We start from the raw sequence: 13,319 nt of genomic DNA, 5'->3' as shown, positions 1-13,319 counted from the left end.
GGTGGGGTGACACCTACCTGATATATGGAGATCAACATGTGGGAGGGGGCTCGACTTAACAACCCGGTCTGCTCTAAGGCCGCCGCGCGCTTGCTTTTGATCTGAGAGCGCTCCCCCAACCCACCACTCACAAATTCTCATACCGATTCATATCCAGGACCCCCGCCTCAACCGGCGTAGTCTCCCGAACATACTCCGACAAATCGTGGAAATACTGCCAGAACAGCGGATGGCTCCGGCGTACCCCCCAACGATCAACGATCCTCTCAAACTGCTGGGCGTCCTTGGCCTGCTCCATCTGCGCCACAAACGCCGGCACGTCCCCTGCCGGAATATTGAAGATGAAATTCGGATAACTACTGAGCACCCCCGGATAAAGGGTCAAGGTATCCAGCCCCGGCTGATAGCGATACGCCTCGCCCAGCAAAAACGCCACATTACTGTGGGCACGGTTGCGCAGCAGGCTATAGACCACACGCTGCCCGCTGGCAGTCTCAACCCGCAGCATCGTCGCCTCAGGCAACTGATCAATCACCTTGAGCCCCGCCGCCGGACGCGACGTCAACCGGCTAAGCGCCTGCTCAGCATCCTGCAAGGCCGGGTCAATCCCGTCACGCGAACAATACGCGCCAGAACACCGATTAATCGGGTCCGGGCTCGCATTCAGATCACCGTAACGGGCAATCAACTGGTTGGCGAAGTCCCGCTTGGGGTCCTGTTCATTCAAGTGCAAGCCTGTCGGTTTATCGTCATCAATCGCTTCGTAATCCAGCCACAGCTTGATCTTGCCGCTGTTCTGATACCAATCATCCATAAAGCCTTCACGAGCGTCCGCCGGCATCAAGCGCAGGAAGTTCTGCTCTGCACCGTTACGGATCAAATCGAAGTACAACCGAGTCTGGGCCTGGTGCGAGACGTTGCCGAACACATCGAAATTCACCGCCAACTGATAATAGGTGCGCTCCAATAACGGATAGTCGAACAGCCACATCGTCTGCGGCACTTCGCCAATCAGGCCTTTGTTGACCGATGCACTGTCGAAGTGGCGAAAGATGCTCAGCAACGCGTTGTCATTGCCCGCCCACAGGCTCGACCAACTCGGCGGCGGTAAATCGGCATAACTGTCCCGACGCAACGCCTCGTACCTGTTGCGCTTGTCGCGATAGGCCAACCACAGGCTCAGCACACTGCCCACATCGTCGTTCTGCCCCGGCATGGCCAGCAACGGCGTGGCCTGGCCGCGGTACCGCGCATCGGTGATGTACAGGTCGTGGTCCGGGTCCTGGAACAGCGTCCAGAAGTTGTCGCGGATCACGTCCGTGGCGATCTGCCCACGGCACACCGGCCCGCGAATAAAGGTGCGTACAAAGTACTCGGCGTTATCCAGCATGAACTGATAGCGCGCCTTGGCCGGGATCGCCTCGAAGGTGTCGAACGGATTGGCGCGGCGGCCCGGGCCATAACCCGGCAAGGCGTTGACCTGCCAGTTGCCGCTGTAGAACAGGTCTTTGATACGCGCCATTTTCGCAGCGCTGAACGGATAGGTGATGTGAGTCTTGTGCACAATCACGCCCTGCACCGGCCACAGGCGGTAGTAGACCCGCGTGCCTGGGTCGTCATTGGGGCGACGGGTGTTGATCAGGTCGATGGGCTGCCCACTCGGCGTACGCGAGCGCACCCACTGGAAGTAATGCCCTGGCTCGCCGTTCTCGAAATAAATATGGGCCAGGAACAAGTGTTCGAACAACCAGCGGGCCACCAGGCTTTCACGGGCGCCGGGCTGGTTGAGCAGGTTTTCCCACTGTAGAAGCTGCAAGGCTTCGTTGGCACTCGGCGCCAGGCCCTGCTGATCAATCGGCGCGCCGGACGCGAGCCAGCGTTGCAGCGTCTGGTATTGCTGGTCGGTGAGGCCCGTGACCGCCAGGGGCATGCCTTCTCTGGGATGGGCGCCGGCATAGGCATTGAACTCGCCGGGGGTGGCGCACATGTTTTCGCGGTTCAGGCCTAACACAATGTCATCGGGCAACTTGGCATTGGGCTGCAAAGGCGCGTTATGCCCCAGTTCCAGCATGCGCGCCATCAGCGCGGCCTGGCTGCCTTGGGCGTCCAGCACCGAATAGAAGCCCTTCTGCTGCCAGGCCTGCTTGCCAAATGCGTCGTAAAACAAACGGGTGGTCGGCGCGGCCTGGCTGCGTTCGCCGTCATACACCGGCATCTTGCTCGCGCCCCGCGCCGCGCCCTCGGCGCTGCCCAGGTTGAGCTGGCAGGCGGAGTCGTAGCAGGCATGGCAGGCCACGCACTTCTCGGTGAAAATCGGTTGAATGTCGCGGGTGTAGGAAATCGCCGGAGCGGGACCTGCTGCCTGCGCAGTACTGGCGATCAAGGCCAGGACGGCGCTGACGATAAGACGAAGTGACATGTATCCGGTCCCGATTCAATGCATGCGCTGAAAATTGCGATGATTCTACCGGGCCATCGCCCCTCACAACATGAGCGATATTCATGCAAAAGCCTGACATGCCGCAAATCCGCACAGGTTTGCTATGATCCATGCCCTCCGTAATGCCTGACCAGAGTAGTCCCATGTCCGATCGTAGCGCTCGTCTGCACGCCCTTCACCACGCCCTCAAGGAACGTATCCTGATCCTCGACGGCGGCATGGGCACGATGATCCAGAGCTATAAGCTGGAAGAGCACGATTACCGTGGCAAACGCTTCGCTGACTGGCCAAGCGACGTCAAGGGTAACAATGACCTGTTGGTGATTACCCGCCCTGACGTGATCGGCGGGATCGAGAAGGCCTACCTGGATGCCGGCGCCGATATCCTCGAAACCAACACCTTCAACGCCACGCGCATTTCCATGGCCGACTACGGCATGGAAGAGCTGGCCTACGAGCTGAACGTCGAAGGCGCACGCCTGGCGCGCAGGATCGCCGATGCCAAGACCGCCGAGAACCCGGACAAGCCACGCTTCGTTGCCGGCGTCCTGGGCCCGACCAGCCGCACCTGCTCGCTGTCGCCCGATGTGAACAACCCCGGCTACCGCAACGTCACCTTCGATGAACTGGTGGAAAACTACACCGAGGCCACCAAAGGCCTGATCGAAGGCGGCGCCGACCTGATCCTGATCGAGACCATCTTCGACACCCTCAACGCCAAGGCCGCGATCTTCGCCGTGCAGGGCGTGTTTGAAGCGCTGGATATCGAATTGCCGATCATGATCTCCGGCACCATCACCGACGCTTCTGGCCGTACCCTCTCGGGCCAGACCACCGAAGCGTTCTGGAACTCGGTCGCCCATGCCAAGCCGATTTCCGTGGGCCTCAATTGCGCCCTCGGCGCCAGCGAGCTGCGCCCGTACCTGGAAGAGTTGTCCAACAAGGCCAACACCCATGTGTCGGCGCACCCCAACGCCGGCCTGCCCAACGAATTCGGCGAGTACGACGAGCTGCCATCGGAAACCGCCAAGGTCATCGAAGAGTTCGCTCAGAGCGGCTTTCTCAACATCGTCGGCGGTTGCTGCGGCACCACACCGGGCCATATCGAAGCCATCGCCAAGGCCGTGGCCGGTTACGCGCCGCGCCCGATCCCGGACATTCCCAAGGCCTGTCGCCTGTCGGGTCTGGAGCCGTTCACGATTGATCGCAGCTCGCTGTTCGTCAACGTCGGCGAGCGTACCAACATCACCGGTTCCGCGCGTTTTGCCCGTCTGATCCGCGAAGACAACTACACCGAAGCCCTGGAAGTCGCCCTGCAACAGGTGGAAGCCGGTGCCCAGGTGATCGACATCAACATGGACGAGGGCATGCTCGATTCGAAGAAGGCCATGGTGACCTTCCTCAATCTGATTGCCGGCGAGCCGGACATCTCCCGCGTACCGATCATGATCGACTCCTCCAAGTGGGAAGTGATCGAAGCCGGCCTCAAGTGCATCCAGGGCAAGGGCATCGTCAATTCCATCAGCATGAAGGAAGGCGTCGAGCAGTTCATTCATCACGCCAAGCTGTGCAAGCGCTACGGTGCCGCCGTGGTGGTAATGGCGTTCGACGAAGCCGGCCAGGCCGACACCGAGGCGCGCAAAAAGGAAATCTGCAAGCGCTCCTACGACATCCTGGTCAATGAAGTCGGCTTCCCGCCGGAAGACATCATCTTCGACCCGAACATCTTCGCGGTCGCCACCGGTATCGAAGAGCACAACAACTACGCCGTCGACTTTATCAACGCCTGCGCCTACATCCGCGACGAGCTGCCGTACGCGCTGACTTCCGGCGGCGTGTCCAACGTGTCGTTCTCGTTCCGTGGCAACAACCCGGTGCGCGAGGCGATCCACTCGGTGTTCCTGCTGTATGCAATTCGCAACGGCCTGACCATGGGCATCGTCAACGCCGGCCAGCTGGAGATCTACGACCAGATCCCGGCCGAGCTGCGTGACGCCGTGGAAGACGTGGTGCTCAACCGCACCCCGGAAGGCACCGACGCCCTCCTCGCCATCGCCGACAAGTACAAGGGCGACGGCAGCGTCAAAGAAGCCGAGACCGAGGAATGGCGCGGCTGGCCGGTGAACAAGCGCCTGGAACATGCGCTGGTCAAGGGCATCACCACGCACATTGTTGAAGATACGGAAGAATCCCGACAGTCGTTCGCACGCCCGATCGAAGTGATCGAAGGCCCGCTGATGTCTGGCATGAACATCGTCGGCGACCTGTTCGGCGCGGGCAAAATGTTCCTGCCCCAGGTGGTCAAATCCGCCCGCGTGATGAAGCAGGCCGTGGCCCACTTGATTCCGTTCATCGAGCTGGAAAAAGGCGACAAGCCCGAAGCCAAGGGCAAGATCCTGATGGCCACGGTCAAGGGCGACGTGCATGACATCGGCAAGAACATTGTCGGCGTGGTGCTCGGCTGCAACGGCTATGACATCGTCGACCTCGGCGTGATGGTGCCGGCCGAGAAAATCCTGCAGGTGGCCAAGGAACAGAAGTGCGACATCATCGGGCTGTCCGGCCTGATCACCCCGTCCCTGGACGAGATGGTGCACGTGGCGCGCGAGATGCAGCGCCAGGACTTCCACCTGCCGCTGATGATCGGCGGTGCGACGACGTCCAAGGCGCACACAGCGGTGAAGATCGAGCCCAAGTACAGCAACGACGCGGTGATCTACGTCACCGACGCCTCCCGTGCGGTGGGCGTGGCTACGCAGTTGCTGTCCAAGGAATTGAAGGCCGGCTTCGTCGAGAAGACTCGCCTGGAATACATCGATGTACGTGAGCGTACCTCCAACCGCAGTGCGCGCACCGAGCGTCTGAGCTACCCGGTGGCAATCGCCAAGAAGCCGCAGTTCGACTGGAGCAGCTACACGCCGGTCAAGCCGACGTTTACCGGCTCCAAGGTGCTGGACAATATCGACCTCAACGTGTTGGCCGAGTACATCGACTGGACCCCGTTCTTTATCTCCTGGGACCTGGCCGGCAAGTTCCCGCGCATCCTTACCGATGAAGTGGTGGGTGAAGCCGCCACCGCGCTGTACGCCGATGCCCAGGAAATGCTCAAGAAGCTGATCGACGAAAAACTCATCAGCGCCCGTGCAGTATTCGGTTTCTGGCCGACCAACCAGGTGCAGGACGATGACCTCGAAGTCTACGGCGAAGATGGCCAGCCGATTGCCAAACTGCACCACCTGCGCCAGCAGATCATCAAGACCGACGGCAAGCCGAACTTCTCCCTGGCCGACTTCGTCGCGCCCAAGGACAGCGGCGTGACCGACTACATCGGCGGCTTTATTACCACCGCCGGCATCGGCGCCGAAGAGGTGGCCAAGGCCTATCAGGACGCGGGCGACGACTACAACTCGATCATGGTCAAGGCCCTGGCCGACCGCCTGGCCGAGGCCTGTGCCGAGTGGCTGCACCAGCAGGTGCGTAAAGAACACTGGGGTTACGCCAAGGACGAACAGCTGGATAACGAAGCGCTGATCAAGGAGCAGTACAGCGGTATCCGCCCTGCCCCGGGCTACCCGGCGTGCCCGGACCACACCGAGAAAGCCCAGTTGTTCCAACTGCTGGACCCTGAAGCCCGCGAGATGCAGGCCGGGCGCAGCGGCGTGTTCCTCACCGAGCACTACGCGATGTTCCCGGCGGCGGCGGTCAGCGGCTGGTACTTCGCCCACCCGCAGGCGCAGTACTTTGCCGTGGGCAAGGTCGACAAGGACCAGGTGACCAGCTACACCGCACGCAAGGGCCAGGACCTGGCCGTGACCGAACGCTGGCTGGCGCCGAACCTGGGTTACGACAACTAAGGCCCGCAGCCGGTGCAGGCGTTATCGAACGCCTGCATCGGCCCGCCCCTAACGCTGGAGTCGCTCTCGCTCCTGCCGCGTCAGCCGGATAGCCAGCGCGGTTTGTTGCTCGCTGCGCCTGGCACCCAGTTCTGCGTACTCCTTCAAATACGCGGGGCCTACCTCCGGAAAACGCTCCTCAAGTGCATCAATCTGCTTATCGAGCGCGTGGGCCAGCGCCGAGAACTCGTCGGCGTATTTGTTTTTCAAGTAATTAAGCCAATATTCACGGGTGATCAGTTTTTCATCGAAATCTGGTTCGCGTTCACGCGCCAGGACTTCAACGTAGGCATCGTCGATATCGGCCTGGCTGACCTGTGCCAGGTCGGCATACAACATGCCCGAGGGTTGCGTGGGCAACTGTAGACGCTCGGCAAGGCCGATACGGTAAGCCAGCCGTACTTCGGCGGGATCGATATGGGGGCTGCGCTCGATAGCGGCCCGGGCAATGTCCTCCACCGCCTCCAGACGGATCATGCTCCTGGCCAGTGCCAACAGCGCAGCGCCGTCTTGCGCCAGCTCAGACTCTCTAAGCGCATCGAACTCCAGGACGCTCGTTTCAAGCTCGTTGAAAATCAGGATTCGACCGTCACCGCACGTAGCACCCGGTATAAGGGCCGTCGCCCTGGCGAATATGTACCGCCTCAGTTGCAGACTATCGCCCATCGCGTCCAGCACCGCCCATACTCGCCGCCTCAACTCGGCAGGAAACTGAAGAAAGTCTACGGTGTCCGCCAACCGGGAAAGCACAAAGAAAAAGTCCGCGCTGCCCTCTTCAGCCACGAGTACATCCCACGCGGCATGCCTGGGGGAGTCAGCCTCCAGCGTGGCAAACCAACGGTTTTTCTGGACGTGCACAGGCTCAATGTCCGGGTGATTTTGAAAGACGTGCTCCGCCCCGGAAAACTCGGCTTCACTGGTCGAGCGAGAGGGGTTGATAAGGCCTTCCAGCTCCTGGGCGGAATACCCCAGGCCATTGCCGGTCTGGAGCAGATAGGTGCGTAAATCTTCAAGCTCATGCAGCCCAAGCTCATTTCCCGAGAGCGTGGTGCCGGCCATCAATTGTTGATGCCGCGGCTCCAGGGCGGCGGCAGGGATAGTCTCGATCCAGTTGTTGCCCAGGTCCATCTGACGCAGCCGTGGCAGCTCAAGCACAGCGCTCGGCCAATCCTCCAGGAGGTTGTGCTGCAGGTTCAGTGTTTCAAGCCTGTTCAAGCCCGTGGCATCCACCCGTCTAAGGATATTGCCGCTCAGGTCCAACCATGCCAGTTCAGGCATATTGCCCAGGAGCGGCTGTAATACGATCGAGTTACGCAGTCGGTTACCGCTGAAGTCCAGCCGGCTTAACGAATGAAATTCGTTGAGCACGTTCGGCAAGACGGGCAGCGCGTTATGACTGAGCGTCAAGTTTTTTACATGGGCGAAACTGCGCAGAAACCCGCTGGAGCCCTCTGCCGTCAGGGCGACGCCGCTCAGGTCAAGCTCGTTTACATGCGCGAAATATGCCGGCACGGCAGGTAGATCCCCCAACGTCAGGCCCGACAAGTTCAATTGTTGAGCGCTCTCTGGCACAAACGCCGAGGGTTCTGCCCGCAATGTGAAACGCCAACCCTGCAGCAATCGATCCGCCGCCCTGCGCCGATCCAGCGCACTGATCCCGCTTTCACTCTGATAATCCTCAGCACCGATCCACTGATTCAACAGCGATACCCACTCGTCGTATTGCCTCTCCCACTCGACCAATTTGGCCTCGACCTTAAACGCGTCGTGACCGCTGACACCCAACTCATCCATCCATGCCTGCGCCTGGGCGTCGTCCAGCGAAGGGTTCAGACGTTGCAGCCGCTCCGCTGGGGTTGGCCTGACACGCGCGGGGTCTGAGATACCGGGCAGCGCAGTGAGCCACTCGGGACGCTGGTGAAGGTCATCCGGGAAATACTCAGGGTCGCCTCCGGTCAATCCCTGAAACAGCAGGTCGTGGGGTATGCCCAATGGGTTTTCCAACGTGTCCATTGAGTGATCCTGGGTGTAGCGTCGCGCAAACAACCGCGCTTGCGCACGTGCTTGAGTGGTAAGGCGGCAGCCCCGCAGGCTGGTGCCGAGCAGCAAGGGATCATGCCCCTGCAAGGCCGCCTCGGGGATAGCGGTCACCGCACTGTGGCTCAGGTCCAGACGTTCCAGGTGTTGCCAGCCTTGCGGCCAGGCGTTAATTGCACTGTGACTCAGGTCCAGGCTACGCAGTTGTTCGAGACTGCGCGCATCCAGACTGCCGATTGGGTTGTACTGCAATTGCAAGGATGAAAGCTGCGCGAACGTGTTCAACCGGGCTTGTGTGGGCGCAGTAATGACCAACCTGTTGCGCGAAAGGTCCAACTGCCTGAGGGTTTCAAATCGAGTGAGTGTCGACGGCAGTTCCGTCAGGTTATTCCCTGCAAGGCTGACGGCCTGGAGCCCGGTAAAATGGTCGAGCCACGGGTTGATGGCTTCGATGGGGACACCTGCACCGCTCAAGTTCAGGTCGCGAACATGGGCAAAACCGGCCGTCGGCAACGGCGGCAAACCACCCAGCCGATCTCCTGACAGATCGAGCCGCGAGCCTGCCGGCGCATCGCCCTCGAAATGGCCGGGCTGACCAGGGGTGATAAAACGCTGCGCTAAACCCGCACGCCAACACTCCAGCAGCTTTTCGGCGGCCATATCCCGGGACGCATCTTGCTGCCGCCATTGTTCAAGCTCTGCGGCCAGTCGCTGATATTCTTCACGGACCGTGTTCACACGCGCCACACGCATCGGCGGCGACAACCCCTGCTCGCTGAATTCGGCCATGGCACTCGAAACAAAAACCGGATCACCGTTCCAGAGGCCTCTCAGCACCCCCTCGCAATAGTCCCGCACCAGCCGGGCCTCATCCATCAGATGGGCGGGGTTGCCCTGCAAGTGATCAAACACCGCCTTGAAGTCCTGGGATTCAAACCCTGCCCAATTCATCTGCAAACCGCGCCACACGCGCTCATGCCCGCTGAACATCTCAGGCGGCACCGAATGCAATCGGGTACCCGAGAGATCGAGGGACTCAAGGTGCTCAAGCGCAGTGACGCCACGCGGCCAAGCCCCCAGGGCCCCCGACACGGTCAAGCGACGCAATGATGTCAACTCGCTGACGTCCAGCGTTTGAAGAGCCCCCCCGAGAACCAGCTGCTCCAGCCCCGCCATTCGGTTGATAGCCTGCAACGCCTCACTGGAATACGCGAGTGAAGGCCCTTGAATCAACAGTTCGGTAATACCGGGCAGGCTTGGCAACCGAGCGGCCACCGCGTCCAGGTCCATGGGGTTAACGTAGAGTTCAAGACGCTGTAAACGGGGTAACAACCGGTGCAAGGCCTCGCTCCCCTCGGCAAGCAATCTGGCGCCTGATAACGACACTGTACGCACATGGGAAAAGTCTGCCTCCAGCGTCGGCAGCGGCTGCGCCCCGCGAATGTTCAGAACCGCACTGGGCGCGCGATCCCGGTCCAGGCCCTGGCGCCAACAGCCGATCACATCGTTGGCAACACGTGAGCGATAACCATCCTGCCCGGCCCATTGCGCGAGCCTGAGCTGTAATGCCGCCAGTTCGCGTTGACGCGAGGAAAGCATCTGCGAAACCTGCGCATCGCTTTCACCGTCGCGCCTTCGAGACCACAAAAATGCCTCAGCCTCCTCTTCAGGGATATTCGGATAGACACTGCGTAACTGACGAATCAACTGTTCACTCAGGAAAAAAGCCTTGCTCCTGCCCGACAACTCATAGCCCAAACGCCCGCTCGGCAGACGCCATGAGGGCTTTGACCTCGGGATGCGCAGCTTGAACACTTGATTGGCCACAACGTCTCGGTGCGATCTGGCATACGCGGCCAACGCCTGTTGTAAATCGGCGCCCTGGCTGGTCGACGGCAGCGCCAGCGCTTGACGGGTTTCGTCCGGCAAGGCATGCATGATTGACGCATAGAAGTTACGACCATGGGGGGGCAATTCATTCAGCGCATTGCCGGCCGCGTCAACGGCTTGAAAACGCTCGTCGATCTTGATCAGGTATCTGCGCATTGCCGCGCTTTCTTCGCCTATGCCGGCCTTCAATGGTCCGTTGATATGGCCTTCGCGTATTTCCAGGCGCAGCCCCTCCGGCCACCCTGGCAGGCGCGCAAGGGTATGCAGGGCCAGCCAGTCGCTGTCGACGCCGGCTAGCCTGTCCCGATGCAGCCCGCTGAGTGCCCGTCCAAGGCGCCCCTGTTGCACAGCGATACGCGCGGCGAGATCAAGGCGCTCTGCGGCGTTGCCGGTATCCAGGTCGAGCAGTTGCGCGTGCGCTCGTCTTGACAACGTGGGGAACCGCCGGTGCAGCGAACCGGGGGCGGCGTGGTGCGGGTTTCTTGCGCGCAACAGAGCGCTGAACAAGGCCTGCTGTCTTTGCAGCGCCACGTCTGCAAGCCTCTCATTGAAGACCTGCGTTCTGGTGGCCCCACCCCAGGTTGACTCGCTGCCCAACAGCTGGGCGGTTTCGTCTTCGCTCAGGCCAGACAAGACAGTCGATGCGAGCTTGCCTTGGAATACATCGTCAATACTGATTTTGAGAGTGGCCTGGTTAGCGCCCGGAGCAAGAGCCCGACCATGGCGCACGGAGCGCCCGCTGAAAATCGTCGTTTCCTGGACCTGAAGTGGCTCTTTCAAGGGGGCACCAGACCACTCATCGATCAGCGGGGTAACCGGTTCGAAACGGCTGCCCAATTGGCCCAACGCGCAGTTAGCCGCGTCCTCGCCTAGCGGGCCAGTGCTACCCACCAGTTGCTCGATGGGCGTCTTGCCGACATCGACACGCGGGTGCCCCACGGGTTCAGAACCTGCAAACACCTCCAATACCTTTGCCTGCGGCCAGCCTGGCATTTCGACCACGAGACCCAACGCGTACTCATAGCCAGCGTCCCTCGGTGTTCCTCGACGAATCTGGCCGATCAGCTCATCAACCTGCTGGTCGACCTTGAAATCCTCCAGGGTATCGGCCAGCACCGCCGGCACAGGCAAGCCGTCCATGTGCACTTTTCGCAACTGGTCGTCGCTGACACCGCTTATTTCACCCACGGCGCTCAGGGTTTCATCAGAAAAACCCTCCGCGCAATGCCCCAGGCGACGCAGCAGCTTCAGGCGCTCCCACGACAGCGGATACTCATGAATATGTCGCCAGGCACCTTCGCCGTTATGCTCAAGGATTGGCTGGTAAGCCATGTCGTCGTGCGGATGTCTGATTCGCCATTTGCGCAGATCGGCGTCAAAGCTTGTTTCGTAGAATGATCCATCAATACGGATGTAAGTCTTGCCTCCACGCATGTACTGACCCGTCGCATCAGGCCGGACTGCTGAATCAAACACCACGTCGCTCCTGTAGGGTGCCAGGTCAGGCTTCCACAGACGCGCCTTACCGTCAGGCAGGCTGACCCTTACCGTGCCTTCAATGACCGGTTCGACCCTTGGTCTGCTCAGGGCTTTACCCACGCCGGCGGTCACCCCGATCAAGGCGAGGTTTTCTGCCAGGTCGATCAGGTGCACCTTGGCCGCTTTGCGATCGCCTTCACTCCACTCTGACACCGCCTCAAATGTCTCGTACAACAGCTGTGCGACCATGACCCCCAGCATGATTGCACCCAACACAGGCACGAACCCGGCAACGAAACCCAGTACGAACACCCCCACATTGAGAAACATCGCCAGTTTTCGCTGACGCACCCTGGCATCGACGTCCGCGGTGGGGACGGCATAACTGGCGGCGTCCGACACAACCTTGTCTCGGTTTTGATTGTAGAGATACGTCCAAAGATCAATGGCGTCAGCGCCCGCCGGACTGTCCTTGAACACCAGGGCTGCGGGCGCCAGATAGGGCGCCGGGTTTGGCACCTGGGGAGATCGAGGCAAGGGTGGGAAATTTTTGAGTCGAAAAGGCGTCATGCGACTGACCAACTCATACATATCGCCTATGCCGGGAAACGTGGAACCGATTTTCTCGCGAAAAGTCGCGTCTGCGGCATCCTGCGTGAACTCACTGAAGTAACGCGGCCAATCGGCATGGCTCACGAACTGACTGAAAAAACGCTGGTAAGCCGTGGGGCCTGTCACCCGCTGTGTGGGGGCGCCTGGCGTGATAAACCGGTCGCTCAACGTCGCGAGCATGTGGCCGTAATCGCGATAGCGCTTCAGCGGGTGGTACGGGTCATGGGGTATGTAGAGAATGGGGTAATCAACCTTCTCACCCGCCATGACCTGAAACATCACGCAGCCGGTGATTCGCAGATTCATCAGGCCAACGTCGCGAACCAGCACGGTTTGCGCCCCGATACGGGGTGAGCGCTCGCCTTCAATGACGCGAAGCAGCATGGCGTAGACATCGTCGTCGATATCCTGCTGCAACAAAGCCAATTCGGCGGCGGCCCGCATCGCGGCCTTTTGGCTGAGGGCGAATTGCAACCTTAAGGTGGCCTCGACAGAAGCCTCGGCGGGGTGAAAAAACCGCTTGAGATAGGCCTGATACTGCCCGCCAATATTCAACTGCCGGCACAGTGTCAGAAATTGATGGACTTTCAGCCCCCCCAGGCGCACCGGTAACAGCGGCTCAGAAAGCGATCCTGTTTGCCATCTGAAGCCGGAGGACGAATGAAAAAAACCCTCTTCACACTCGCTCGCCTCGAAGTTGTGGAGCGCGACCTGAAACAGCTCAAGCTTCAAATAATCATAGGTACGCGCTTCTATATTCAGATAGCTCACTTGCAGCGACTTTCTGAGACTTATCCAGGTGGACAGCCCGCCGGCAAGCTCAACGCCGTACTGATCCTTGAGTGCCTTTACCAGTAACGGTCGGCCGAACGTCTCGATGTCCTGCAAGGCTGACATCGTCTTATCCAGCACCGTTTGTTCGGTGAAGCTCTCAAGTACGCAATCGTGCACTCGCTGACGCCGCTGTG

The 13,319-nt window shown here is 60.3% G+C and carries 3 protein-coding genes; 1 reads left to right on the top strand and 2 read right to left on the bottom strand.

Annotated elements, in window-relative coordinates:
- Positions 1–127: 127 nt before the first annotated feature.
- Complete coding sequence (locus tag AB3G88_RS11680; protein ID WP_480454099.1) at positions 128–2,419, bottom strand: fatty acid cis/trans isomerase; 2,292 nt, start codon at positions 2,417–2,419, stop codon at positions 128–130.
- Between the two features lie 164 nt (positions 2,420–2,583).
- Between AB3G88_RS11680 and metH the strand changes: the two genes are divergently transcribed.
- A complete protein-coding gene (gene metH / locus AB3G88_RS11675; RefSeq protein WP_480454097.1) occupies positions 2,584–6,294 on the top strand; it encodes a methionine synthase in 3,711 nt (1,236 codons plus the stop codon).
- Between the two features lie 48 nt (positions 6,295–6,342).
- On the opposite strand, the gene AB3G88_RS11670 is transcribed toward metH, so the two are convergent.
- Positions 6,343–13,302: an NEL-type E3 ubiquitin ligase domain-containing protein gene (locus AB3G88_RS11670; protein WP_480454096.1), complete on the bottom strand. Its 6,960-nt coding sequence runs from the start codon at positions 13,300–13,302 to the stop codon at positions 6,343–6,345.
- Positions 13,303–13,319: the final 17 nt, after the last annotated feature.

Source organism: Pseudomonas arvensis, from assembly GCF_056688935.1.
This window is presented reverse-complemented; position numbering and strand designations above follow the sequence as displayed.

Coding starts and splice junctions, on each gene's coding strand:
- AB3G88_RS11680 (WP_480454099.1), bottom strand. CDS start 2,419: ATGTCACTTCGTCTTATCGTCAGCGCCGTCCTGGCCTTGATCGCCAGT.
- metH (WP_480454097.1), top strand. CDS start 2,584: ATGTCCGATCGTAGCGCTCGTCTGCACGCCCTTCACCACGCCCTCAAG.